This window comes from Pseudoalteromonas sp. R86517, from assembly GCF_042466295.1.
Taxonomy (GTDB): Bacteria; Pseudomonadota; Gammaproteobacteria; order Enterobacterales; family Alteromonadaceae; genus Pseudoalteromonas; species Pseudoalteromonas atlantica.
This window is the reverse complement of record NZ_JAXHCB010000001.1, coordinates 3,297,501-3,323,938: the sequence shown is the minus strand read 5'-3', so window position 1 is coordinate 3,323,938 and position 26,438 is coordinate 3,297,501. Positions and strand designations below refer to the sequence as shown.

The following is a 26,438-nucleotide window of genomic DNA, read 5'->3' as shown; positions in this document are numbered from 1 at the left end:
TTACTCGGTAAAAAGTAAGCTAATATCTTTATTATTGTGTGTGTTACGTGTGTTGTGTGTGTTTGCTATTAACCGAGTTTTATTTTGGCCATGCTGTTAGCTGGCTCATGTCTTGTTCTGTGTGTTGAACCTCTGGGCCTAGCATGAGCGTATCGCCTTTACGAACAAATACGGCCATTTGTGTAAGCTCAAGTGTTTCTTCGTAATACTTGCCGCCTTGGTACGCCTGCCCATCAGGGAATCGCACCCACTCGCCTTGTGGTAAATAAAATTTAACTTTACCGTTTGGTACAACACATGGCACCACAAGGAGTTTTTCGCCGCACATAAATTGCTGATCAAAATTATGTGCCAGTACGTCATCAGGAAACGCCAATGCCATAGCACGCTGAATAGGAAGCCCTGTTTGCTGCGCTTGCTCTGCACATTCTTGTAAGTACGGAATTAACTGATAGCGTAATTTAAGCGCTGCAAATACTGCGTCACTTGCTTGCTCGGTGTATGACCACGGTTCGCGTGGGCCAATGCCATGTAAACGCATGTGCGCACTAAATACCGATGCCTGCGCCCAACGTACATAAAGCTCTGCATCGCGGGTGTCTTTGTAAAATCCGCCAATATCGGTTGCAAAAAATGGCCCGCCCGACATGCCCCACGCTAAGCTGCCGCGAATGCTCGCCGCTAAACCTTGCCAATCGGCTTGTGGGTCGCCGCCCCATTGTGCTGGGAAACGTTGGCTGCCTGTCCATGCAGATCGGCTAAACAAAAATGGCCCTGTTTTACAGTACTTTTCGGCGGCTTCATAAACGCAGCGGTTGTACAGCATGCTATAAACATTATGTAGTCTAATGCCGCTGTCGCCACTGTGCGATACCATGTTTTCGTCTTCTAGCTGTTCGCCAAAGTCTGCTTTTATCATATCAACGCCAAGCTCAAACAATGGCTTGTGCGACTCCAGCCAGTATTCGTAAGCATCGGGATGAGTAAAATCTAAAATACCCGACTCTGGTAATGGCGTAAGTACTTCGCCAAAGGGGCTTAAATCCCACTCGTATTGATACGCTTTACCTGTGCGTTTGTCTTTTATTAGCCAGCCGTTCTCGGCCGCTTTAGCAAATAATGGGTTGTTTACCGAGATCATTGGGTATTCCCACACGCAAATTTTAAAATCCATGGCTTTTAGTTCATCAAGCACAGGTTTTGGGTCGGCGTAACGTGTTGGGTCCCATTCAAAGGCAAAGCGGGTGTCGGTGTCTTGCCATGCGCGGCCATCAAGGGTAATTACATCGCACGGCATGTTTTTAGCGCGTACTTCGCGGGCGACACTTAATAGCTCGTCGGCATCTTTGTAGTACGCTTTTGATAAAATAACACCAAAACTCCACTGCGGTGGCACCGGTGCAAAACCAGTTAGCTCGCAGTAGCGATTTATACTTTGTGCAGGCGTTTGCTCTTGGTATAAAAATACATCTAGCGCGTCGTCTTCTACTAAACACACATAAGCACGTTGCGACCAAAGTGCGTAACCTACGCCATGTGTAACGGGCGCCGGCGTGTGTACAAATAAATTCCAGCCCTCTGGGCTCCAAGCGTATGGCGTATTTTTATAAGACTTTTCGGCGTTTACGCCCAGTGCATCGTGGTTGTATGAGCGAATAAGCTGGCCGCGTTTATCAAGCTTGCCCCATTTTTCGCCAAGGCCGTAAACGGCTTCGTCGTAATTAAGCTCTAGACTTAAAATCCAGCCGTTATCGGTTTTGGCCAGTGGCGGTAAACGGTGCTGGCGCACAAAATGGCCATCAGTTGCTGATTGCTGTACTAATTTATCGTTTTTATAAAGCTTAAAGTAAAAAGGGTCGCTGTAAAATTCTAAGCGGTACTCACCGGCGGTGGCTGCAAAGCCTTGGTCTAATTTATTAAGTGATAGCGGTAAGTTTGAAGGGGTGGTGGTTAATATTTTAAACGTCTCGTCATGCGTGGAGCCCGCATTTAAACGTAAACCAAACTGGCTGATGGTAACGCTGACCTCGCCAAATTGAGTTGGTAAAACTAGCACATGGCCTTGTAATTTAGGCTCTGCAGTTAAGCGTGCTGGCTCTATTGCGTTCCAGTCTGGCTCACGTAATTCAAATGCATTCATGGGAGTTCCTTAACCAATTATTAGTCTTGTATAAGACACAAGTTAAATAATTGTAATCCCCATGTCAATGTAAATAACCCTAAGATGAATTATTTACATCGTTACTTTTAAAATATGCCCGGTGCCGATGTTGCCACCAGCGAAACGCCGCTTAGGCCAAGCAATGCAATTGCTATTATACGAATCCATTTTGCATCAACGTAAGGCGTTAATTTACGAGCAAATTGCGTTACTAATAATACCAGCGGTATGGCCGCTGCAATTAAAAACATAATGTCGAGCTCGGGTAAGGTGCCAAATAAGGCAATACCAACACGGACTAAGCCGCCAATGGTAAATACCGCAAGTAAGGTGCTACGAATGGCCTCAATAGACCAAGCTTGTTTATAGCACTGAAACACCAGCGGCGGCCCCGACGTTGAAAACAGCCCACCCAGCAAGCCACTTACGCCGCCGGCAATTAAAAACGAGCCACGCCCGCTTTGCTTATTTGCTCTATCACGGCCAATTAGCATTAAGCCACAACATAGCAAAATACTAATGCCTAAAATAAAGTTTAAGAACTGCGTTAAATGCGCCGACATATATTCAAGCAGTATAAAACCTAACAGCATTAGCGGAATACCGGTATACAACATAAGTTTAAGCTCGGGCACTTTTACTGTACTGCGATTTTTAACCACCACAGTGGTTGAGTTAACTAAACCCAATAAACTCACTAAAAAGGTGGTGGCAGTGAGCGGTAAAACATCTAGCAACGTAAAGCTTGCAACCACCAGCAACCCAAAGCCAAACCCGCTAAGCGTTTGCATTATGGTGGCAAGGCTTAGGCACAACGCCATAAGCAAGATGAGTTCTAACGAAATACTGAGCACTTTAAATATCCTACGTGTGCGCTACTGTAGTGTAACGATTTGTTTTTAGGCATAATGTAAAAACAAACTACACAGCAATAGTTCACAATTAATTGAGCTTGCGCAAAACTGCGCAAAAAGTTTCACCTATGATATAAATACAGGTGGATTAAATTTAATGGTAAATAACAATGAGTAACTCTATGTTTGATCACAAATTAAGTGGCCCAAGCTTGGCTTTTCAACCACTTTACTTACAAGTGGCTGATTATATTAAACAGCTCATTGTTGAAAGACGCTGGGTACCTGGCGAAGTATTACCGAGCGAGTTTCGCCTTGCTGAAGAGTTTAACGTAAGCCAAGGCACTGTGCGTAAAGCGCTTAATTTATTAACCGACGATAAAATAGTTACTCGCCGCCAAGGTGTTGGTACGTTTGTATCTGAGCATACCGCGCAAGATGCCCTGTTTAGGTTTTTTCCGCTACAGGCCGACGGTAAAGGCGCCGACCTACCTAAAGCCGAGCTATTGTCGGTTGAGCTTTGCCCGGCACCACGAGATGTTATTGATGCGCTGCAACTTAATAAAAAAGACAAAGTCACTAAGCTTGTACGCAGACGCATTCTCGATAACGAATTTTGTATGAGCGAAACTATATATCTACCACAAAGTTTCTTTCCTGATATACATCAAAGTAGTGATATTCCGCATACATTGTATCATTACTACCAAACCAAATTTAACCAAACCGTGCATAAAACCCAAGACAGCATTAAAGCCGTTTTAGCAGATGAAACCGACGCTAAAATGCTCGCTATTAAAGCCGGTGACCCTTTATTGTTGGTATCGCGCATTACCGAGTCAATCGAAGGTAAACGCATTGAATATCGTTTAAGTAAATGCCGTAGCGATCATTACCACTACCAAATAGAACTTGATTAATTAACCGCGCTTTAGCCGCGAGTAAGTTATATTAGCGCACACTTATTAAATATTTTTTAAAGGCAGCAAACGCTGCCTTTTTGCTGCCTGTAGGTTTTTTAACACCTTTCATTTATTGCCTTGCGGTTAACACAGTGTTGACACTGTTAGATTCGTATAATAACTTATGTCTTATACAAGACCAAAGTCATTATGCAATTTTAACAGGAATTCCCAATGAGTTCATTAAATAACATCCCGCCAGTCGGGTTCGGTTTATGGAAAGTAGCACAAGAAGATTGCGCGCAAACAGTGTACCAAGCTATTAAAGCAGGTTACCGCCATCTTGATTGCGCATCAGACTACGGTAACGAAGAACAAGTAGGCGATGGCATTGCTCAAGCAATAAAAGACGGCCTATGTACCCGCGAAGAATTATGGGTAACATCAAAGCTATGGAATACCTTTCATGCGCCAGAGCATGTAGAGCTAGCCATTGATAAAACCTTGAGCGATTTAAAGCTCGACTACCTCGACTTATACTTAATTCACTTTCCGATTGCGCAAACGTTTGTACCAATCGAAACACGCTACCCACCAGAGTGGTTTGTAGACCCTGATGCACAAAACCCACAAATGGAGCTGGCAAAAGTGCCGCTACACTTAACGTGGCAAGCAATGGAAGAGCAAGTACATAACAACAAAGCAAAACGCATTGGTGTGTGTAACTACTCAAGCGCGCTTATTCACGATTTAATGACCTACGCCACCATTAAACCCGCCATGCTGCAAATTGAGTCGCACCCTTATTTAACGCAAGAGCGCTTAGTAAGGCTTGCCAAACAGTACGACATTCCGGTTACTGCGTTTTCGCCGCTCGGTGCGCTTTCGTACCTTGAGCTTGAAATGGCCGATCAAACTGAGTCGGTGCTTGAGCAAAGCGTAGTAAAAGCTGCGGCGCAAAATCATGGCAAAACACCAGCACAAGTTGTACTGCGCTGGGGTGTGCAACGCGGCACCGCCATTATTCCTAAAACCTCTAAATTTGAACGCATGAAAGAAAACCTCGCGCTGTTCGACTTTGAATTAACAGAGCAAGAAATGGCGCAAATTTCTGCGCTTAATAGCAACCGCCGTTTTAACGACCCTGGGCACTTTTGTGAAGCTGCCTTTAACCGTTTTCACCCTATTTACGATTAGGATAATAAAATGTCAGCTACCGAACTTAACTATGCCCAAGTGCCTACTCAATTAACGTTTGATGACTCGGTTTTTCCGTGCATTGTAGTTAATAACAATAACGCCAGCACCGTTGAAGAAGCGGTAGCTTTTATTCGCGCTAACAAAAGCGAGTTGGCTAAAAAACTACGCAGCTCAGGCGCTGTATTGTTTAGAGGCTTCCCTGTTGATAGCGCCGAAACCTTTGATACATTTTCAGCAGGGTTTGATTACGATAACTTTACGTACCAAGAGTCGCTATCTAACGCGGTACGTATTAACTTTACCGAGCGTGTATTTACCGCTAACGAAGCCCCCAAAGATGTAGAAATTTACCTTCATCACGAAATGGCACAAACGCCTATTTCGCCAAGTAAGCTGTTCTTTTTTTGTAAATCGGCAGCTGAGGAAGGCGGCGCGACACCGCTTTGTCGCTCAGATAAATTATTTAGCGCATTAAAGCAATTTGATAGCCAATTAGCCGATGACTTTGAGCAAAAAGGCTTAAAGTACACCACTTATATGCCCGCAGCCGACGATGCTACATCGGGCCAAGGCCGCAGCTGGAAAAGCACTCTAAGCGTTGAAACCAAAGAAGAAGCACACAGCAAACTTACCGAGCTAGGTTACGAGTGGGAATGGCTAGAAGATGGCTCTTTAAAAGCAATTACTCCGGTTTTACCTGCAGTAGTTACCCTTGAAAACGGCGTACAGGTTTTTTATAACCAACTTATTGCCGCTTACATGGGCTGGAAAGGCGTTCGCGAAAACCCATCGGTTGCTATTACCTTTGGCGATGGCAGCGCCATTCCTAAACAAGGGCTTGAAAAAATTGTTGAGCTATCAAAAGAATTTACCTTTGATTTAGCATGGCAAGATGGCGATGTAGCCTTAGTTGATAACGAAATGGCTATGCATGGCCGCCGCCCATTTACTGGCGAGCGTAAACGCCAAGTGCTTGTTGCACTGACAGCAGCTAACGCCTAATGCAAAGCTTAACCGGTGCACTAAAGGTAAAAGTTTCCCCGTTATGGCAAGGGGCCAGCATTGCTGCAATGACTGGCCTTGCAGCCTTATTTTTAAGTGAACACTATGGCGCGCCCGCTATGTTGTTTGCTTTATTATTGGGGATGGCGGTGTCGTTTTTATATCAAAGCGACAGCCCGTGCGCTAAAGGCATAGACTTTACCGGTACTACGGTTTTACGTGTAGGCATTGTATTACTTGGCACCCGTATAGCACTGGGCGATTTGGTTACACTGGGCTGGCAAACAGCGCTAATGTTAGCTGGCGCTATATTTACCACCATTATTTTAGGGGTTGTACTTGCCCGAGTATTTGGGTTACAAAAACGCTTTGGCGCACTCACCGGTGGCTCAGTTGCTATTTGTGGCGCATCGGCAGCACTGGCTATTTCATCTATTATGCCAAGCAGCGAGCATAAAGAGCGCGATACCTTACTTACCGTAATTGGCGTAACGGCCATGTCGACCATTGCAATGATTTTATACCCTATTGTGGTTAACTACCTTGAATTTGATGCACATAACGCAGGCGTATTTTTAGGTGGCACCATACACGATGTAGCCCAAGTAGTGGGTGCCGGTTATTCGGTATCGCCCGAAACTGGCGATATAGCAACACTTACCAAACTAGTACGCGTGGCTATGCTATTGCCTGTAGTACTTATTATGATGGTGGTTATTAATCGCTCAAATAAAAGTAACCATGGCGAGTTGCCAAAAGTACCGGGGTTTTTAATTGGCTTTGTAATTTTAATGATTATAAACAGCACCTTTAACCTACCCGCTATTGTGCTTGAAACCACAAATGAGCTTTCTCGGTTCTTTTTAATTGCCGCTATAGCCGCCATTGGTATGAAAACAAACCTAGGCAAACTCACCGAGGTAGGCTTAAAACCAATAATTATGATTGTTGCTGAAACCATTTGGATAGCACTGTTAATACTTGGCTTTGTATTGTGTAGCTAAGTTGGGTAGCTAAGCATTAAACCTTGAGCGTATTGAGTGGATTGCCTACAATAGCGCATCACTTTTTAATAAAGATTAAAACCATGACCGATTCAACAAAACCAGCATTACCTGACCAGCTTTCTATTAACCCACGTAGCAAGCATTACGTAGAAGAAGTGTTTGAACACGAAATTGGCGTAAGCTTAAATGGCAAAGAACGCTTTGACGTAGAAGAGTACTGCATTAGCGAAGGTTGGATTAAAATTGCCGCGCCTAAAGCGCTAGACCGCCGCGGCCAACCTTTACTTATGAAAGTAAAAGGCACGGTAGACGTATTTTATAAGTAAGGTTTAGCCTACTTAAATAAGCGACTCTCTTGCGAGATGTCGCTTTTTTTATGCCTGTAAAAAAGCATTGAGCTTTTTTCATGTTAAAGGTGACGAAGTTTCATTATGAATCTAAAAAAATTATGGTTGAATAGCGCCATATTGTTTAGTTGTATAGAAATCCTTTATGAATAAAGTAACTATTTTAGATGGCGGCATGGGACGCGAGCTTAAACGCATTGGCGCGCCATTTACACAGCCACTGTGGAGTGCACAAGCACTAATAGAAGCCCCACATTTTGTAACGCAGGCTCACCAAGGTTTTATAGATGCAGGCGCTGAAATAATTACCGTTAATAGTTATGCCTGTGTGCCCTTTCATTTAGGTGAAGCGCTATACCAAGCTCAAGGCGCAGCCCTTGCACAGCAAGCGGCCGTTATTGCAAAAGAAGTAGCTCAAAACGCTAAACAAAATGTATTAGTAGCAGGCTCATTACCACCCGCATTTGGCTCTTATCGCCCTGAACTATTTGAAAGCGAACGCGCTTTTACTATTTTAGATACGTTATATGAAGCGCAAGACGAGCACGTAGATGTATGGATTGGCGAAACCATATCGAGCATTGAAGAAGCGCACGTTATGGCAAATGTACTTAAAGGCTCAAACAAGCCATGTTATTACGCATTTACCTTAAATGATGTGGTAAGCGAGCAAGCGACACTTCGCTCTGGTGAGCTGGTAAGTGACGCTGTAGCGGCTTTGCTTGAACAAAATGTTACTGGTATTTTCTTTAACTGCTCAATCCCTGAGGTTATAGAGCAAGCCTTTAGCGATACCAACGCAGTATTAGCTAAACAAAATAAAAGCGTTGTTTTAGGCGCATTTGCTAATGGCTTTACACCTATCGCAAGCGATTACAAAGCTAACGAAGGCTCGCAGGCGTATCGTGATATTTCACCTGCAGAATACCTAGATTTTGCAAAAACGTGGTACAGCCAAGGCGCAAGTGTTATTGGCGGCTGCTGTGGTATTGGCCCAGAGTTTATTGAAGTATTAGTAAACTGGAAACAGGAACTTGAAAGCGCTTAAGCTTTTAGTGCCTTTTAGGGCTTGTTTGCTGTTACCCAATCAAGCCCTTGTATAGCTGTAGTAGGAAAAGCGGTTGCATGGCTCGCCCCTTCAATAACAACGCTTTTTAGTTCAATATTGTCACTGCTAAGTGCATTAATTTTTTGCGTTAATTGCTTTGCCCCTTCCACCATATTTTGTCCTTCACCAAAGCTTGGGGTTTCCTTTGCCCCTACCGATATATAAACCTTTGTAGGCACTTTAGGCTTATGTGCTTGTAGCGCTAAAATCGCATTGTTATTAAACCAAACCGATGGACTGCCAATAATATAATTGTTAAATAAATCAGGCATCGTAAATAAAATAGTCACGCCAAATAACCCGCCTAAAGAGTTACCTATATAAGTTTTTTGTGTGCTACTTGCTCGGTAGTTATTTTCTATATATGGCAGTACAGTATTTTTTAAAAACAGCGCATGGTTTTGAGCGTTACCTGTTTGTTTTTTCCAGCTTTGCGCCTTATTTGGTGTGTAGTCTCTAATTCGGCTATTAGACCCTCTGGAGCCTTTTTCGTAGCTAATGGCCACAATAATAGCCTGCTGCATTTTACCGCTATTCATAGGGAACCGTGTAGCACCTGCCACAATAGGAAACGTATACGGTGCATCGGTTAAATAAATAACTGGATATATTTTTTCAGGATGCTTTTTATATGACTTAGGGAGCTGAATAAAAACAGGATATACCCGATTGGTCATAGGCTCAGTGAGTTCAATAACACTACTTCTAGGGATTTGGTACGGAGTATTTGCGCTTAATTTAAAACACATTAAAGCGCAGAGTAACAGCAAGTATTTTAAAGCAGTATTCATTATATTCATTAGGGCGTGTTGATCCTTGATGGTTGAATTTGCAGCAGTATGTTTGGTTTTTAGGCAAGGCAGAGCCTATGAAGTGTGGTTACTCCCCATAAATAGGCGATAACGCAGCATAAATGCCAAACATGCGTTGCCCTTCGGGTTCTGCCTAGGGGCGATAAACTCTTTGTTGCCTACATGGATGTAGGTAAGGGGCGTGAGCAGGACGCGGAAGCTTTACTCGGTTTTTACTTAGCCCACTAGGTTGCAAACCTCGCGCCGCGATTTAATCGCCCCTAGATTGAACAAATTTCAATCCGCAAAGATCAGCACGCCCTAGCCTAAGCCAAGCGTAATAAACCAATATTGGATGATTACTTTAACTCACTTTTAGCTTTAGGCTATTAAAAAATTTAAACACTAGGGTATTAATTTAAAGTGCTACACGTTAGTTGTTTGTAGCACTAACAACGCTAAGCTACCTGATCAGATTCGGTGCCTGAACACGGGCAATTATCGTCATTTTGTTTAAGGCATTGCTTGTAATTAAACCAATGCGCTACAGCAATAAAAGCAGACCCTATTGCTCAGCACGTTGTGCAAGTACAACTTGAAGACTTAGAAATTGAAAGTGAGGTTGAGCTTACTTTTGCTCCTAGTGCAATTACTTGGCTTGGTATTGCGCAAGAGGAAGAAGACAACGATCACGACCACTAATTTCACTCTTTAAAAAGAGTACTCCCTTGAAGGTTGGCGTTTTAATGCCAACCTTTTTTTATTCACATTTTGTAACAGACCTTTTATCGCAAGTGCATCGCTATTTATAACCTTATTGTTATGATGTAACAGCTATTAATATAGGATGTAATCCCATGAAAAAATTAACAACATTGGCGCTTGCCTTGGCTGCGGTTATTGCACCGAGCGTATCGGCCTATGAAACTAAAGACACTCGCTTACTACGCTTTCCTGATATTCATAACCAAAACGTGACCTTTGTTTACAGTGGCGATATTTATATTGCTAATACACAAACCGGCGAAAGCAAACGTTTAACCGACCACATTGGTTTTGAAACATTTCCTAAATTTTCTCCTGATGGTAAGCGCATTGCGTTTTCGGCTGAGTATAACGGCAGCCGCCAAGTTTATGTAATTAACAGCGATGGTTCAGGCCTTAAGCAGCTTACATACTACAACGATGTTGGCCCAATGCCGCCGCGTGGTGGTTTTGATTACCGCGTTTTAGATTGGACCGCCGATGGTAAAAATGTGGTGTTTAGAGCAAACCGCACACCATGGGGTAAACGTATGGGTCGCCCTTATATGGTCCCTGCCGACGGTGGACTTGAGCAACCTTTAGCTATTCCAGAAACAGGCGGCGGTATGCTCTCACCTGATGGTAGCAAGTATGTTTATACGCCTATTGACCGTGAGTTTCGTACCTGGAAACGCACCCGTGGCGGGCGCGCGCAAGATGTATGGATTTACGATTTAGAAAATAACACCTCAGAGCAACTTACTACTAACCGTGCAACCGACCAACAACCTACCTGGGTTGGCGACAATATTTATTTTGTATCTGATCGTGATTACACACTAAACCTTTACCAATATCGCAAAGGCAGTGAGCCTAAAAAGCTCACCAACTTTAAAAACTTTGACGTACTTTGGCCCTCAGCAGGCCCTAATGCAGTTGTTTACGAAAACGGCGGTTACTTATATCGCTTTGACGCAAAAACACAAAAAAGCACTAAGCTGAGCATTAACATTGCCGGTGTGCGCCAATACGCTATGCCGTACAGCAAAAATGTAAGCGACTTTATTGATTCTATGTCGATTTCTCACGATGGCAAACGTGCTGTATTTACAGCCCGTGGCGAGCTATTTAGTGTACCTGTTAAACAAGGCCCTACGCGTAACTTATCGTACACAGATAAGAGCCGTGAAATAGACGCAAGTTGGTCGCCAAATGGGCGTTACATTGCTTACATGAGCGATGAAAGCGGCGAGTACGAAATTTACTTAAAAGATCGCAGTAAAAATAATGCCATTAAACAACTCACTAGTAATGGCACTATTTGGCGCTTTACGCCTATTTGGTCACCCGATAGCTCAAAATTATTATTTGCAGATAAAAACCACACACTGTGGTGGTTAGATGCAAAATCGGGTAAGCAACACAAAATTGATACCGGCATTTACGACGAAGACGGCATTACTCAGTATACGTGGTCGCCTAATAGCCAAGACATTGTGTATGTTAAAAATAACGAAAACCGTTATGCCTCACTGTGGCACTACAACCTTGAAAAAGAAAAGGTAACGCGCCTAACAGACGAAATGAGTAACGAGCAAAACCCAACCTTTTCGCCAGATGGCCAGTACCTTTACTTTAGCTCTGAGCGCGACTTTAACCTTGCGTTTAGCAGCTACGAATTTGACTACATGTTTAACCGCGCCACCCGTATTTATGCGGCTGCAGTAAACGACAGTGTTAAACCGCTTATTGCCTTACAAAGTGACGAAACCACGATTGTAAAAGACGATGACGACGAAAAAGAAGACGACAAAAAAGTTAAAAACGCACTGCAAAGCAACGACTTTATGCAGCGTGTTACCGCGCTTAATGCCCCTGCGGGCGATTACCGTGGCTTAACCGCAGTAAAAGACGGCGTACTAACACTTGCCAATGGCGGATTACAACTTATAGGCACCGAACACGATAGCGAGCTAGAAACCGTGGCTAAAGGTGTTAGCCATTACACTATATCGAGCAATAGCGAGCACCTACTTGTACATACAAGTGGCGGTTACAGCTTAATTGAGCCTAAACCCAAGCAAGACCTAGACGCCAACAAGCTCGATTTAAGCAAAATGACGCTTAAAATTAACCCGCAAGCTGAGTGGCAACAAATGTACGTAGAAGGCTGGCGCACATTGCGCGATTGGTTCTACGACGAAAACCACCACGGTCAAGATTGGGATGCTATTTTAGCTAAATACCAGCCTATGGCTGATGCTATTAGCCACCGTAGCGACCTTGATTACATACTTAGCGAAATTGCCGGCGAAATTAACTCAGGCCATATTTACGTGCAATCGGGCGATATGCCAAAAGCCGAGCGTAAAAATCACGGTTTATTAGGTGCTAAGCTTGCAAGCGATCCATCGGGTTACGTAAAAATAGAGCAAATTTTCAAAGGTGAAAACTGGCATGACGATTTCCGCTCACCGCTGGGCACTACAGGCGTAAAAGCACATAACGGCGATTATATTATTGCGGTAAATGGCCGCTCGGTTAAAGACGTGGCTAACTTTTACGAACTCCTTGAAAACACCCAAGGCGAGCAAGTGGAGCTGGTGCTAAACAGTAAACCGCGTAGCAAAGGCGCGTGGCAAGTAACTGTAAAACCTGTAGCCAGTGAGCAAGGCCTACGTTATTTAGACTGGGTTAACTCGCGTGCAGCCTACGTTAATAAGCTATCAAACGGGCGTATTGGCTACGTACACCTGCCAAATACAGCGTATGAAGGCAACCGCGCCATGTTTAAAAATTACATGCCGCAAACCACCAAAGACGCCATGATTATTGATGACCGTTACAATGGCGGTGGCTATATTCCTGAGCACATGATCACCTGGCTTGCACGTAAACCACTTAACTATTGGAAACGCCGTGGTACAGAGCCGACTAAAACGCCACAGTTTGCGCACGACGGTCCTAAAGCAATGCTAATAAACGGCTATTCAAGCTCAGGCGGTGATGCAATTCCTTACTACTTTCGCCAAGCGGGTTTAGGTAAGCTAATTGGTACGCGTACTTGGGGTGGCTTAATTGGTATTTCTGGCAACCCTGCTCTTGTAGATGGCGGGCAAGTTATTGCGGCTACTTTCCGTATTTTAGATACCCAAGGTAACTGGATTATAGAAAACGAAGGCGTTGCTCCTGATATTAAAGTGGTTGACCGCCCAGAGCTTATTTATAAAGGCCAAGATCCATCGATAGAACGTGCTGTACAGGAGTTACTAAAGGAGCTTAAAGCAAACCCTAAGCAACCTTTAGTAGTGCCACCAGCTCCGTCTAAGTTTTAATTTGCTATATAGCAATATTAGCTACTACCAAAAAAACCCTGCAAATGTGCAGGGTTTTTTAATAATTCGAGTTTAATGATTTATATGTATTAAGGCTTATCTTTTTCTCCAGCCGCTCCATACATCATCTTCTTGGTTGGATTTTTTCTTCTTTTTCTTACCTGTGCCTTCAGGCTTTGCCATTGGCTTTTCATTTTTAAGTGCTTGTGCTGCATCAAGGTTTGCTTGGTTTACCGCAAAACCGGTTACTTCTTCACGCTCTAAACGAAGTTTGTTTTTCTTTTCGATTATTTTAAAGTGATGAAAGTCTTCATAATCAATCAGTGATAACGCTAGGCCAACTTCACCGGCACGGCCGCTTCGGCCAATACGGTGCATGTAATCAGCGGGGCTACGCGGTAAGTTAAAGTTAATAACAACAGGTAGTTTGGCAATGTCTAAACCACGGGCTGCTATATCGGTGGCTATAAGTACTTCTATTTCGCCAGCTTTAAATTTTTCTATTACGCGAGTACGCTCACTTTGGCCTTTATCACCATGAAATACCTGTGCGTTAATACCACGCTTTTCAAGCTTACCTGCTAGGTGCTCACAGTCTTTTTTAGCGTTTACAAAAATAAGTGCTTGGCGCCATTTATGCGCTTTAATTAAATGCGCTAAAACCGTGGTTTTTTCGCCTTTATTAACCGTAAATACGCGCTGTACTAAGGTGCTTTCGTCTTTACTTTGAACTTGTATTTCAACAGGGTTGGTTAACAGCTCTTGCGTTAATTGTGTTACTTGCTCTGGGAAGGTTGCTGAAAACAACATAGTTTGTTTTTTAGCAGGCATAAGCGCTAATAACTCAGCAAGCTCTTCGGTAAAGCCAAGGCTTAACATGCGGTCGGCTTCATCAAGCACAAGTGTAGTTACTTTATCGAGCTTAATAGCATTGCTTGAGATTAAATCGAGCAAACGCCCTGGCGTTGCCACGATAATATCGGCGCCGCCGCGTAGAGCCTGCATTTGTGTATTAACCGACACACCACCAAATACCGCCACCGTTTTAATGGCGCCATTAAAGTTAGCAGAATACGATTTAACGCTATCGGCCACCTGCGTTGCAAGCTCGCGCGTAGGTACCAAAATAAGCCCAGTGACAAAATTACCTTTGCTCGCTGCTTTTTTAACGCCTTGCTCTAAAAATAACTTTTGTAGCATTGGTAAAGCAAACGTCGCTGTTTTACCTGAGCCAGTATTTGCCCCTGCAATTAAATCGCTACCAGCCAGTACACTTGGAATCGCCTTAGCTTGAATTGGCGTAGGTTGGTTATATTCCAAATCGGTTAAACGAGCTTGTAGCTCTGGAATAAGGCCAAGATCGTTAAAGGTGCTAGGGCTTGTTGCTGAGGTCATGAATATTACGGGCTCATTGCTAAAAAAGTAGCCTGTAATTTTAGCGTATTTAGCGCTTATTAAGTAGGGATTAGTGATTTTAATGTGGTTTAAGTAATGGCTGCGAGCTACAAGCTTCGAGGAAATTTGACTGTCACCGTGAGCACTCCAAACTTAAAGAGGCTTTCATAAAAAGCCAACAACTAAGTTAGCAATATTATTAGTTCTTGCTAAGTTCTGCTTGTAACCTAGCTTTTGTTTCTCTTAAATAATTTATATAAGGATATGATTCATTTGTAATGGCTAAAGCAGACTCCATCTGTTCAAGCGCTTGACGAGTATCACCTTGCATTTCATAACCGTAGGACAAGGCTGAAAGCGCATCGACTGATTTTGGGTGGTTTTTTATATTGTACTTAAACACTTCAATAGCACGAGTAAATTGCTTGCTGCCCGTTAAGTTATAACCGAGTGATCTAACAGCGCGATCCGGTGGCGCAATCTGCTCGCCCCATTGCTGAGATAACTTTTTATAATAAACATCAATAGACTCTATATCATCGCTTAAAGCACTCATAGGCATTTGCTTAGGTAAAAATAAGTTGTGATAGGCATTAAATGAACCAGCAACCGAAGTCAGGTTATGCGATACATTATTAAACGCGTCACTAAAGAATCGTAAATTTGGCAAGCTATTAGATTGCAAAGCTTGCTGCAGCTCATTATATCGCTCACGCATTAAGCCAGCTTCTTCACCAATATTTATATAAACATAGTTATTTAGATCTTTTGATTTATTGATAAACGACTTAGCCGCTTTTACCGGTGCGCCATAGTTCCACCAAACCGCAGGGCTGTAAGCAATGTGTGCTTGGAAAAGATCTTGGTTAGCTTGCATTGTATAAAGTGCAAACACGCCTGCCGCAGAAGCCCCAGCAATTACATTAAAGTTGTGCGAACGGTAACTTTTATTAATCAAGGGCATAAGCTCTTGCTCAATAAATGCTAAAAACTTTGCTGCACCACCGCCTTCACCTACCGGGCCTTGTGGCTCTTTATTAACTGTGGGGTATAAATCTCTTAAGCGATTGGTATTTTCAATAGCGACAATAATAACTTCAGGCGCACGATTATCATTTTGTAATCGCTCCATCACAGCACTTATAAGCGGTATGTTACCCGCGCCATCAAGGCGATAAATTACCGGATAAACTTTGCTTGGATTAGCTTGATAACTCTTTGGAAGCTGGACTACAACGGTACGTTGCTCATTTAAAACTGCTGAATTAATAGTATGTGTTTGTTGCGTATAGCTAATGGTTTGCTGTTTTAAATCAGGCTCTGCAAGTGTGCTACTAGAATAAAATATAAATAAACTACATATAAAAACAGCGGTTAATAAACGCATTACTAATCCTTTAGAAAATAGTGTGTTATTTAATCTAACAGGCTTTGAGGTACAAAAAAAGGCGCATTAAGCGCCTTTTTATCTTTAACAGGTAATTACCAACCTTTTGATTTTACTCAACAGTAACCGATTTAGCTAAGTTACGTGGTTGGTCAACGTCGGTACCTTTAATTACCGCTACGTAGTACGACAGTAACTGTAATGGCAGTGTGTAAACAATTGGCGCAATAATGTCGTCAGTGTGGTTTACGTTGATTACACGCATTGTGTCGTCTGACTCAAAGTGTGAATCTTTATCTGCGAATACGTAAATAATGCCGCCACGTGCGCGTACTTCTTCTACGTTTGATTTAAGCTTTTCTAATAGCTCATTGTTTGGTGCTACAACAATAATTGGCATGTCGGCATCTATAAGCGCAAGTGGGCCATGTTTTAGCTCGCCCGCTGCGTAGGCTTCTGCGTGAATGTACGAAATCTCTTTAAGTTTAAGTGCACCTTCCATTGCAATTGGGTATTGCGAGCCACGACCTAAAAACAGTGAGTGATGCTTGTCGGCAAATTCTTCTGCAAGGTCTGCAATGCTATCAGCAAGCAGTAATGTTTCTTCAAGCTTAGCAGGAAGTACTTTTATAGCATCTACAATAGCACTTTGATCAAGCTGTTTTTCTTGCGCTATAGACGCAGTAAGCATTAACAAACCAACTAATTGCGTTGTAAATGCTTTAGTAGAAGCTACACCAATTTCAGCGCCGGCTTTAGTCATAAAGGCTAGGTCTGATTCGCGAACAAGCGATGAACCAGGTACGTTACAAATGGTCATTGAGGCCATGTAACCTTGCTCTTTAGCTAGGCGTAACGCAGCTAGCGTATCGGCTGTTTCACCCGATTGTGAAATAGTCACAAGTAGGCTATTTTCATGTACATACGATTGGCGGTAGCGGAACTCAGAGGCAATCTCAACATTACAGCTAACGCCTGCAAATTGCTCAAGCCAATAACGTGCAACCATACCTGAATGGTAAGACGTACCACAGGCAATAATTTGTACGTGTTTTACGTCTTTAAATATTTGCTGAGCGCTGTCGCCAAAGGCATCAATTGCTACACGGTCGTCGTTTAAACGTCCTTCAAGGGTATTGCGTACCGCAAGTGGTTGCTCGTAGATTTCTTTTAGCATGTAGTGGCGGTAATCGCCTTTGCCTGATGCATCTTGTGTGATGTTTGATTCAACAACTTCACGCTCTACAGCATCGCCATTTTCATCAAAAATTTCTACTGTGTCGCGCGTAATGTGGGCTACGTCGCCTTCTTCTAAAAAGATAAAGCTACGAGTAACTGGTAATAGTGCTAACTGATCAGAGGCAATAAAGTTTTCGCCAAGGCCTAAACCTATAACAAGCGGGCTACCTGAGCGCGCTACAATGATTTCGTTGTCGTTTGCTTTATCAAATACAACGGTACCAAACGCACCTTCAAATTGCTTAACCGCTGCTTGAACAGAAGCAAGTAACGTAGTGTGTTGCTTACGAAGCTTATGAATTAAGTGCACCATAACTTCGGTGTCGGTTTCAGATAAGAACTCGTAGCCTTCTTCTTTAAGCGATGCGCGTAAGCTTGCGTGGTTTTCAATAATACCGTTATGTACAAGTGCTAGTTGGTTGTTTGATACATGCGGGTGAGCGTTTTCTTCAGTAACGCTACCGTGTGTTGCCCAGCGTGTGTGTGCAATACCTGTATGACCACTAACGCCTGCTTTCTCAAGTGCGGCTTCTACGTTCACTACTTTACCGACTGCTTTTACAGTATTTAGCGTAGAGCCTTCTAAAAGTGCTACACCGGCAGAGTCGTAGCCACGGTATTCAAGACGTTTAAGGCCTTCAACTAAAATTTTGTTTACTGGACGTTCTGCAACTGCCCCAACTATTCCACACATAGTGTCTCCATTAATTTTTTAATTCTAGTAACTCGCTTTGTAGTTACTAATTAATAATCTCTGCACAAATTAGTTTTACACCACACGCCTCAATCGCTTTGCGTTTATCATCTGCTAAGCCAGTATCGGTTATTAAAGTGGTTACTATTTTCCACGGTAATTCTAAATTTGGTATTTTTCGGCCAATCTTATCTGATTCAACCATAACGATTACTTCACGGGCGGCTTTTGCCATAACTTGGCTTAAGCCGACTAACTCATTAAAGGTAGTCGTGCCGCGTTTTACATCTATGCCGTCAGCACCAATAAATAGCTGATCAAAGTCATAAGAGCATAATACGTTTTCGGCAACTTGCCCCTGAAACGACTCAGAATGCGGATCCCAAGTACCGCCAGTCATTAAAAGTGTTGGCTCGTTTTCAAGTGATAGTAAACGGCTCGCCACTTTAATTGCGTTAGTCATTACAACTAACCCGCGCTTATTTGAAAGCTCTGGGATCATAGCGGCCGTAGTACGCCCGCTATCAATGATAATACGGTTATGATCTTTTATAAGTGCAGCAGCAGCCTTTGCTATTGCTACTTTGCGCTTAGAGTCTATTTCGTCGGTGACGATTTCTTTTGGCAGTGCGATAGCACCGCCGTAACGGCGCAGTAATAAGCCACTTTTTTCAAGCGCGGTTAAATCTTTACGAATGGTTACTTCAGATGTTTGAAACTGCTCCGCAAGCTTTTCAACAGCCACACCACCTAGCTCATTTACCTGAGTAAGTATTAAATGACGGCGTTGCTGTGTGTTTCGTTTAGTCATAAAGCTCGTAGATTAAGTTTCGTTTCGAAAGATGTGCAATTCTAAACGAAACTAGTTAAATGGCAAGTGAACGAGCAAAAAAAGCGCAATGTGCGCTTTTTAATTTAACAGTATGTAGATGTGGTGAAACATTCTAGCTTGCTCAATGAGCTAGAAACTAGATTACTGAGCACGCTATTATTTTTTAGTTCAAATATGGGTATGTTAAAAACTCACTACCTAAAATATATAAACTCCAAGAATCACGCTCATCTTTTTGAATTAGTACATCGTGGTAATTATTCGAGATTTGTGGACTCTCCCAAATAACTTGATTTGATAACTTATCCACTAGGCTAATTGTTTTTTCTATAGAGTACTGCGCCAAATAGTTACGGCCATAAACGCCACCTATAGCCTCATCGAGGATTTTCTCTTTGTGGTAAATTGTAAAGCCCTTAGTTTGTTGCCCATCCAAAATTTCTAATGCTTTCGTTTTCGTATCTAATACTATTAAACCACCTTCCTCATCGAAACTACCAAAAGTACGATAATCAATTATTAGCTCTAGTTGAGGATCTGAATCTAGCTGGGTAGCGTGTACATGCGCTACATGGCTTGTTGATTCTTGTAAGAAATCTAAAGGAACAGGCCAATTGCTACTGTCAATTGAAATGGGTGATAAGCTAGAGTTTTCGTAAAAAGCTATACCTAAATCGTAATAACCTATTATTATTTTTGACATCTCTTCAGACGGCAAGTAAGGAAAGAAGACTCTTGATACGACTTCACCTGTTTGTTTTACAATTGTGAAATATCTAGTACCACTTTTAAAACTCAAGTGTGTTTCGGACTCTGTAAAAGCAAAATCATACGAATTAGAAAAAGTCACTTCTGAAACGCTAGTTTGCCAAATTACACTGGTTGAACCTATGTTTCGTTTAACAATGAATGTCTCGTTGTTAATTTGAGTTAATGAATACTCAATTTGATTTTCATTATCTTGCGTTAACAGCATCTCTCCAGTGAAAGTAACAGGTGCATTATTGTGCGTTATCTGAGCCGAACGGCCAAAATCTGAAACGCTAACCGTATCATTAACAGCACCAACTATATGAAGATTAGGAAGTTGACCTTGAGGCACTGATGAATATTCAAGCTGCCATCGCCCATTCTCATAGCTAAAGCTTTGCATCGTATATTCTTCGTATAAATAACTTCCTTCTAAACTATCTGTTTTGCTTACTAATAAAGACTGTACTCCATCATTATCAAAATCAACAGCTCCTATTACTCTCCCAAAGGGGTTTTCATCAATAGATACAGAGAACAGTTGCCACTGCTGATCAAAGTAATGAAGCTCTTTTGAATTAGAAAAGTAAACATGACTATAAGGACTATCTACCTCAAGGCCGATTGAAATTCCATCATGGAAACTAGTCTCAAACTTTTCAATACTAACCTGCAGTTCACCATCTTCCCACCATATTAGTTCACTATAGTGATCGGAGGCTTTATACCTAGTTACACGACAATCACCACCACTGGTAAACGCCTTAAATTCATATTCAGAGTATGGCTCTATCAGGTATTTGTTCTGTTTGACATCAAATATACTTCCCCTATCAATTAACTCTTTAAAGCCGTCATTATTCAAATCACAAACTTGAATCAAGCTATTTGAATAATTAAGTGAAAGGTCCGGCGCAACAATAAGCTTAGTGATAGAAAGATCATTCCCATTAATAAGATAACTATCATACGAATGACCCGCCGAAAGGAGGATATCTTCAATATCATCGCCGTTGTAATCAAATACCATAGAGTTATAATTCTCAGCCGAAACATCATCTATGAGCAAACTACTCGAGTCCTCATTACTTAAAAATATTTGATGTTTAGCTGCCTCTTGGTTGTAAGTAATACTGAGCCAATTTAGTTGCGTCCCTGACTGATTAAGAAATGCACCTACATGCTCAGCATTTAAAGGTAAGGGAGGTATCCATTTATTGTATTCTAGAAACCCTGTCTCACTGAGATTTAAGACATAATCATCATTACTGCGTAATACACCCCTTTTATTGTTCGAAAGCTTAATTGAAGCTACACCGGATGTTGAGTTGTTCACATAACCAACTGAGTGATAATCTACGCCACCACGTGAGTGAAGGTTGATTTGATGCTTAGCTCTTGTTTGAGTATCAGAGTTTGATATATCAACAGCAAAATTTACCTTTAAATTACTACCAAAGTCAGGCGCGTTGCTTAACCAATTAACCTCTCCTTGCTCTGAAATCGAGATATTACTAGGCCCATAAGCTATTTTGTACTCAAAAGGACCATCGACTTCATCATTAGACAAATTAATAATGGCTGTATAGTGTTCACCTAATTCTATTTCATCATATGCAGTAATATCAGAAACAATTGCAGGGAGTTTTTCTAATTTGAACTCATGCTCTGCAGTATTTTCTGCGCCACTTGGGTCTACAACTGTTAACGAAATACGATAAAGACCAGGTAGATCTCCAAGAAATTCTATTTTACTCCCTGTACTAATCTGCCAGCTAGCATTTTCAGGAAAAGCTGTTAATTTCCACTCATAACCTAATGGTTCTAAATCAGGGTCTTTGGACTGCGATGCATCAAGTGTAATTATAGAGTTTCTTCTAATTGAGTCAGGGGCTAAAATATCAGCCCTAGGAGCAGAGTTGACTTCATTGTTATAAACATCGTCTAGATCTGCTAAATAAAACTCTAGTGGTATAAACTCATTAGTTAAGCGTATGCTCGAAATGTCATTGCCCTTAAGCTCAGCTAAAGCAGTATTTTGTGATACAAAGCTGTATTGCGCACCAACAATCGGAGGCAACGCTATATCATTATTGGGATAGAATTTGTCCGTTTTTACTGTTAACTTTCCTAAATCACTAAAATAAATATCACCATTAAAACCAATTCCATATCCAATATTAGTTGCATCTAAAACTGCATCAAGCCTTACATCCGAAAATAGAATATCATGCGAGCTTTCGTCTGAACCTTTGAATAGGATATTTACAATAGCGCTACTGTCACTATTTTCCTCTTCGCTACTAGCAATAGCAAAACCTTCTGTTGAGTAGACAACACCGAGCACTTCGTTACTAATTGTTAAATTGGGTACTATTCCATATTCAAGAACAAATTCAGCGTTAGAGCTTTCGATATAAATATCAGATTGCCCATTAAAAACCCACCCAGCAGCAGAGCAATTGTTATAAGTAATTATATAGTGCTGATTAGCCTCTTCCTCTTTCATTACAGTAGAGCCTGTAACACAACCGGAATGATCAGATTGGTTACTTAGCACTGGGTCGTGGAGAAATAGATTTTGATAATCCTCACCAAATACTATGGAATTAAGACTATCTAGTAAATATGAGTACTGGGTAGTTAGTTGAGTTACATTACTTGCTGTTATTTCGAATAAAGATGTTTCACCGTTATAAATAGGCGTATTTTGATAGTCAGGCTTAACAAATTCAGCTTTTCCTGAAGAGCCAGAATCATTATTAACTGGTTTACTCGTATCACCACCCCCTCCTCCACAACCACTTAAAAGAGTTATTAAACATAGTACTTGGATTGATTTATTAATTTTCATCACTTGCTCCCTGTTACATTAATTTTACATTATTATCTTTTTTTTAAAAGCTTTAAAATAAAATCTAGTATTGATCATGGAGCTTCTTCACCTCGGCCTTAGTATAAAAGTTACAACATCATCTCAGTAAACATATATAACCATGCGATAATACCTAGAACAGTAATTGGACACCCAATAAAGAGCGAAATTAATGCAGCCATTTAATAGCTTAAACAGAGAGCTTTTAGCCCTACGTAAACAAACAGGCGAAATATGCCGACTCTTCAATAAAAGCCCGAGTAAAGGTAATTTAAAACGCATTAAAGAGCTATTCGCTCAATGTGGTGAAGGCGCAATTATAGAATCAGGTTTTCATTGCGATTATGGTAATCAAATAGCAATTGGTGATCGTAGCTTCATAAACATTAACTGTACGGTATTAGATGCCCCAATTAGTGAAGGAGCTATCAGCATTGGTGATGACTGCTTAATTGGCCCTAATGTTCAGCTATTGACTGTATCCCATGCTGTTAACCCTACACAGCGACTGAATAAAGAAAACTTTGCTGCTCCTATTACAATAGGCAACAACGTGTGGATTGGCGCAGGTGCAATTATTTTAGCGGGCGTATGCATTGGGGATAACAGTATTATTGGTGCGGGATCTGTAGTTACTAAAAGTGTAGAGGCGGATACTGTTGTTGCTGGTAATCCAGCTCGTGAGATAAGAACACTATAATTATAATCGATGTTTTTTAGCGTCGGGAGTCGCTACGCTCGCCCGACCTACATTCTAGAAGTAGATGAGTGTTCATTAATTATCCGCATTTCACCTTTCTACGGACGTAAGAAAGCCCGACTCTTTCGAGTCGGGCTTTCTTGTATTTGGAGCTTGGCGATGTCGTGGTGCCCACAGCGGTAGAGAGTCACATAGCAAATGCTACATTATCATTGCGTCGGGAGTCGCTATGCTCGCCCGACCTACATTCTAGAAGTAGATGAGTGTGCATTAATTGTCCGCATTTCACTTTTCTGCATACGTAAAAAAGCCCGGCTCTTTCGAGTCGGGCTTTCTTGTATTTGGAGCCTGGCAATGTCGTAGTGCCCACAGCAGTAGAGAGTCACATAGCAAATGCGGCATTATCATTGCGTCGGGAGTCGCTACGCTCGCCCGACCTACATGATAGGTTTAAAAGTGAGCATTAATTGCTCAATGGGTCTGGTTATTTACTAAACTCCAGACAGCAAAAAACCCGTTACATCGCTGTAACGGGTTTCTCTTATTTGGAGCCTGGCAATGTCCTACTTTCACATAGCAAATGCTACACTATCATCGGCGCTGTTTCGTTTCACTACTGAGTTCGGCATGGGGTCAGGTGGGTCCAAAACGCTATGGTTACCAAGCAAATTAGGTGCAAAGGAGTAATGATAAGCACGTAGTGCTACTATTTCCTTTGCGCAAGGTGCCTCAATGTTAACGCTACGCGCTAAGAGTCACCTCATAAATCTGGAAAACTCTGATAATATTTTTTAAGTCTCAAGTATCTATCTACTTTAGCTATTAACTTCTGTCGCTTGTTTCTGTCACAAAACGCGTTTGGCGTTGTATGGTTAAGCCTCACGGGTAATTAGTACAAGTTAGCTTAATGGCTCACACCACTTCCACATCTTGCCTATCAACGTTGTAGTCTTCAACGGCCCTTCAGAGACTTTAAAAGTCTAGTGAGAAATCATCTCGAGGCCTGCTTCGCGCTTAGATGCTTTCAGCGCTTATCAGTTCCGAACGTAGCTACCGGGCAATGCCATTGGCATGACAACCCGAACACCAGCGGTTCGTTCACTCCGGTCCTCTCGTACTAGGAGCAACCCCTCTCAATTCTCAAACGCCCACGGCAGATAGGGACCGAACTGTCTCACGACGTTCTAAACCCAGCTCGCGTACCACTTTAAATGGCGAACAGCCATACCCTTGGGACCGACTTCAGCCCCAGGATGTGATGAGCCGACATCGAGGTGCCAAACACCGCCGTCGATATGAACTCTTGGGCGGTATCAGCCTGTTATCCCCGGAGTACCTTTTATCCGTTGAGCGATGGCCCTTCCATTCAGAACCACCGGATCACTATGACCTACTTTCGTACCTGCTCGACGTGTCTGTCTCGCAGTTAAGCTGGCTTCTACCATTACACTAACCGTACGATGTCCGACCGTACTTAGCCAACCTTCGTGCTCCTCCGTTACTCTTTGGGAGGAGACCGCCCCAGTCAAACTACCCACCAGGCACTGTCCGTAACCCCGATTCAGGGGCCAACGTTAGAACATCAAAACTACAAGGGTGGTATTTCAAGGACGACTCCACAACAACTAGCGTCGCTGCTTCAAAGTCTCCCACCTATCCTACACATGTAGGTTCAATGTTCAGTGCCAAGCTGTAGTAAAGGTTCACGGGGTCTTTCCGTCTAGCCGCGGGTACACAGCATCTTCACTGCGATTTCAATTTCACTGAGTCTCGGGTGGAGACAGCGTGGCCATGGTTACACCATTCGTGCAGGTCGGAACTTACCCGACAAGGAATTTCGCTACCTTAGGACCGTTATAGTTACGGCCGCCGTTTACCGGGGCTTCGATCAAGAGCTTCGTCCGAAAACTAACCCCATCAATTAACCTTCCGGCACCGGGCAGGTGTCACACCGTATACGTCATCTTGCGATTTTGCACAGTGCTGTGTTTTTAATAAACAGTCCCAGCCACCTGGTCACTGCGGCTCCCGTCCGCTTAGAGAGCAAGTCTCATCACAGATAGGAGCGTACCTTCTCCCGAAGTTACGGTACGATTTTGCCTAGTTCCTTCACCCGAGTTCTCTCAAGCGCCTTAGTATTCTCTACCTGACCACCTGTGTCGGTTTGGGGTACGATTCGGTATAATCTGAAGCTTAGAGGCTTTTCCTGGAAGTATGGCATCAGCAACTTCACACCCTTGGGTGCTCGTCTCGTGTCTCAGCCTAACAGCAACCCGGATTTACCTAAGTCACTAGCCTACTCACTTTCACATGGACAACCATCGCCATGCTTGCTTAGCCTTCTCCGTCCCCCCATCGCAATTATACCAAGTACGGAAATATTAATCCGTTTCCCATCGACTACGCCTTTCGGCCTCGCCTTAGGGGTCGACTTACCCTACCCTGATTAACATGGGATAGGAACCCTTGGTCTTCCGGCGTGCGGGTTTTTCACCCGCATTATCGTTACTCATGTCAGCATTCGCACTTCTGATACGTCCAGCATACCTCCCGGTACACCTTCAACCGCTTACAGAACGCTCCCCTACCACTCATCCTAAGATGAATCCGCAGCTTCGGTGCATAGTTTAGCCCCGTTACATCTTCCGCGCAGACCGACTCGACCAGTGAGCTATTACGCTTTCTTTAAAGGATGGCTGCTTCTAAGCCAACCTCCTGGCTGTCTGGGCCTTTCCACATCGTTTCCCACTTAACTATGACTTTGGGACCTTAGCTGGCGGTCTGGGTTGTTTCCCTCTTCACGACGGACGTTAGCACCCGCCGTGTGTCTCCCGGATATTACTTTACGGTATTCGGAGTTTGCAAAGGGTTGGTAAGTCGGGATGACCCCCTAGCCTTAACAGTGCTCTACCCCCGTAAGTATTCGTCCGAGGCTCTACCTAAATAGATTTCGGGGAGAACCAGCTATCTCCCGGTTTGATTAGCCTTTCACTCCTAGCCACAGGTCATCCCCTAACTTTTCAACGTTAGTGGGTTCGGTCCTCCAGTTGATGTTACTCAACCTTCAACCTGCCCATGGCTAGATCACCGGGTTTCGGGTCTATACCTTGCAACT

General features: G+C 42.8%; 16 protein-coding genes, 2 rRNA genes and 2 pseudogenes (1 of these 20 only partly in view). 9 read left to right on the top strand and 11 right to left on the bottom strand.

What is annotated here, in order from left to right:
- Positions 1-79: 79 nt before the first annotated feature.
- Complete coding sequence (locus tag SJY38_RS15045) at positions 80-2,140, bottom strand: alpha-xylosidase (RefSeq protein WP_286741688.1); 2,061 nt, start codon at positions 2,138-2,140, stop codon at positions 80-82.
- A 107-nt stretch (positions 2,141-2,247) separates the two neighbouring features.
- A complete protein-coding gene (locus tag SJY38_RS15040) occupies positions 2,248-3,015 on the bottom strand; it encodes a sulfite exporter TauE/SafE family protein (protein WP_004586028.1) in 768 nt (255 codons plus the stop codon).
- Positions 3,016-3,185: 170 nt separating this feature from the next.
- Between SJY38_RS15040 and SJY38_RS15035 the strand changes: the two genes are divergently transcribed.
- The 6 genes from SJY38_RS15035 (at position 3,186) to SJY38_RS15010 (ending at position 8,521) form a co-directional block, all read left to right on the top strand.
- Entirely contained in the window at positions 3,186-3,935 is a 750-nt protein-coding gene (locus SJY38_RS15035; RefSeq protein ID WP_273606609.1) for a GntR family transcriptional regulator, read from the top strand.
- 216 nt (positions 3,936-4,151) lie between these two features.
- Positions 4,152-5,114, top strand: a complete 963-nt coding sequence (locus SJY38_RS15030) for an aldo/keto reductase (protein WP_029773103.1) — start codon at positions 4,152-4,154, stop codon at positions 5,112-5,114.
- 9 nt (positions 5,115-5,123) lie between these two features.
- The gene (locus SJY38_RS15025; RefSeq protein WP_004586031.1) at positions 5,124-6,119 is read left to right on the top strand and encodes a TauD/TfdA family dioxygenase; all 996 of its coding nucleotides are present in this window, start codon (positions 5,124-5,126) and stop codon (positions 6,117-6,119) included.
- Positions 6,119-7,123: a YeiH family protein gene (locus SJY38_RS15020; RefSeq protein ID WP_377110089.1), complete on the top strand. Its 1,005-nt coding sequence runs from the start codon at positions 6,119-6,121 to the stop codon at positions 7,121-7,123. The genes SJY38_RS15025 and SJY38_RS15020 overlap by 1 nt, the downstream gene beginning before the upstream one ends.
- Before the next feature lie 83 nt (positions 7,124-7,206).
- Positions 7,207-7,452, top strand: coding sequence for a DUF3297 family protein (locus SJY38_RS15015; RefSeq protein WP_024034014.1), 246 nt, complete (start codon positions 7,207-7,209; stop codon positions 7,450-7,452).
- A 166-nt stretch (positions 7,453-7,618) separates the two neighbouring features.
- A complete protein-coding gene (locus tag SJY38_RS15010) occupies positions 7,619-8,521 on the top strand; it encodes a homocysteine S-methyltransferase family protein (RefSeq protein WP_377110087.1) in 903 nt (300 codons plus the stop codon).
- Positions 8,522-8,535: 14 nt separating this feature from the next.
- Here the strand turns inward: SJY38_RS15010 and SJY38_RS15005 are convergent, their stop codons facing one another.
- A complete protein-coding gene (locus SJY38_RS15005; RefSeq protein WP_377110221.1) occupies positions 8,536-9,372 on the bottom strand; it encodes an alpha/beta hydrolase in 837 nt (278 codons plus the stop codon).
- A 458-nt stretch (positions 9,373-9,830) separates the two neighbouring features.
- Positions 9,831-9,941: pseudogene (locus SJY38_RS15000) on the bottom strand (MerC domain-containing protein); the annotation flags it as partial.
- Here SJY38_RS15000 and SJY38_RS14995 point away from each other — a divergent pair.
- Both SJY38_RS14995 and SJY38_RS14990 read left to right on the top strand, forming a co-directional pair.
- Positions 9,922-10,074: pseudogene (locus SJY38_RS14995) on the top strand (5-methyltetrahydrofolate--homocysteine methyltransferase); the annotation flags it as partial. The pseudogenes SJY38_RS15000 and SJY38_RS14995 overlap by 20 nt on opposite strands.
- Before the next feature lie 155 nt (positions 10,075-10,229).
- Complete coding sequence (locus tag SJY38_RS14990; RefSeq protein WP_377110085.1) at positions 10,230-13,451, top strand: S41 family peptidase; 3,222 nt, start codon at positions 10,230-10,232, stop codon at positions 13,449-13,451.
- A gap of 96 nt (positions 13,452-13,547) precedes the next feature.
- Here the strand turns inward: SJY38_RS14990 and SJY38_RS14985 are convergent, their stop codons facing one another.
- From SJY38_RS14985 to SJY38_RS14965, 5 genes are all read right to left on the bottom strand, one after another.
- Positions 13,548-14,846: a DEAD/DEAH box helicase gene (locus SJY38_RS14985; RefSeq protein ID WP_377110083.1), complete on the bottom strand. Its 1,299-nt coding sequence runs from the start codon at positions 14,844-14,846 to the stop codon at positions 13,548-13,550.
- Between the two features lie 199 nt (positions 14,847-15,045).
- A complete protein-coding gene (locus SJY38_RS14980; protein ID WP_377110081.1) occupies positions 15,046-16,233 on the bottom strand; it encodes an alpha/beta hydrolase-fold protein in 1,188 nt (395 codons plus the stop codon).
- Between the two features lie 112 nt (positions 16,234-16,345).
- The gene (gene glmS / locus SJY38_RS14975; protein ID WP_377110079.1) at positions 16,346-18,166 is read right to left on the bottom strand and encodes a glutamine--fructose-6-phosphate transaminase (isomerizing); all 1,821 of its coding nucleotides are present in this window, start codon (positions 18,164-18,166) and stop codon (positions 16,346-16,348) included.
- Between the two features lie 46 nt (positions 18,167-18,212).
- A complete protein-coding gene (locus SJY38_RS14970; RefSeq protein WP_377110077.1) occupies positions 18,213-18,977 on the bottom strand; it encodes a DeoR/GlpR family DNA-binding transcription regulator in 765 nt (254 codons plus the stop codon).
- A 184-nt stretch (positions 18,978-19,161) separates the two neighbouring features.
- Positions 19,162-22,602, bottom strand: a complete 3,441-nt coding sequence (locus SJY38_RS14965; RefSeq protein WP_377110075.1) for a PKD domain-containing protein — start codon at positions 22,600-22,602, stop codon at positions 19,162-19,164.
- A 193-nt stretch (positions 22,603-22,795) separates the two neighbouring features.
- Between SJY38_RS14965 and SJY38_RS14960 the strand changes: the two genes are divergently transcribed.
- Positions 22,796-23,323: a sugar O-acetyltransferase gene (locus SJY38_RS14960; protein WP_377110073.1), complete on the top strand. Its 528-nt coding sequence runs from the start codon at positions 22,796-22,798 to the stop codon at positions 23,321-23,323.
- A 550-nt stretch (positions 23,324-23,873) separates the two neighbouring features.
- On the opposite strand, the gene rrf is transcribed toward SJY38_RS14960, so the two are convergent.
- Together rrf and SJY38_RS14950 are read right to left on the bottom strand one after the other, a co-directional pair.
- A 5S ribosomal RNA gene (gene rrf, locus SJY38_RS14955) occupies positions 23,874-23,988 on the bottom strand.
- A 203-nt stretch (positions 23,989-24,191) separates the two neighbouring features.
- Positions 24,192-26,438: ribosomal RNA gene (locus SJY38_RS14950) — 23S ribosomal RNA — on the bottom strand (it continues 640 nt past the right edge of the window).

Bases quoted from the DNA above. Each gene is read 5' to 3' on its own strand.
- SJY38_RS14960 (WP_377110073.1), top strand. From the start codon at position 22,796: ATGCAGCCATTTAATAGCTTAAACAGAGAGCTTTTAGCCCTACGTAAA.
- SJY38_RS15015 (WP_024034014.1), top strand. From the start codon at position 7,207: ATGACCGATTCAACAAAACCAGCATTACCTGACCAGCTTTCTATTAAC.
- SJY38_RS14965 (WP_377110075.1), bottom strand. From the start codon at position 22,602: ATGAAAATTAATAAATCAATCCAAGTACTATGTTTAATAACTCTTTTA.
- SJY38_RS14985 (WP_377110083.1), bottom strand. From the start codon at position 14,846: ATGACCTCAGCAACAAGCCCTAGCACCTTTAACGATCTTGGCCTTATT.
- SJY38_RS15035 (WP_273606609.1), top strand. From the start codon at position 3,186: ATGAGTAACTCTATGTTTGATCACAAATTAAGTGGCCCAAGCTTGGCT.
- SJY38_RS15010 (WP_377110087.1), top strand. From the start codon at position 7,619: ATGAATAAAGTAACTATTTTAGATGGCGGCATGGGACGCGAGCTTAAA.
- SJY38_RS15045 (WP_286741688.1), bottom strand. From the start codon at position 2,140: ATGAATGCATTTGAATTACGTGAGCCAGACTGGAACGCAATAGAGCCA.
- SJY38_RS14990 (WP_377110085.1), top strand. From the start codon at position 10,230: ATGAAAAAATTAACAACATTGGCGCTTGCCTTGGCTGCGGTTATTGCA.
- SJY38_RS15030 (WP_029773103.1), top strand. From the start codon at position 4,152: ATGAGTTCATTAAATAACATCCCGCCAGTCGGGTTCGGTTTATGGAAA.
- SJY38_RS14980 (WP_377110081.1), bottom strand. From the start codon at position 16,233: ATGCGTTTATTAACCGCTGTTTTTATATGTAGTTTATTTATATTTTAT.
- SJY38_RS15020 (WP_377110089.1), top strand. From the start codon at position 6,119: ATGCAAAGCTTAACCGGTGCACTAAAGGTAAAAGTTTCCCCGTTATGG.
- SJY38_RS15005 (WP_377110221.1), bottom strand. From the start codon at position 9,372: ATGAATACTGCTTTAAAATACTTGCTGTTACTCTGCGCTTTAATGTGT.
- SJY38_RS15025 (WP_004586031.1), top strand. From the start codon at position 5,124: ATGTCAGCTACCGAACTTAACTATGCCCAAGTGCCTACTCAATTAACG.
- glmS (WP_377110079.1), bottom strand. From the start codon at position 18,166: ATGTGTGGAATAGTTGGGGCAGTTGCAGAACGTCCAGTAAACAAAATT.
- SJY38_RS14970 (WP_377110077.1), bottom strand. From the start codon at position 18,977: ATGACTAAACGAAACACACAGCAACGCCGTCATTTAATACTTACTCAG.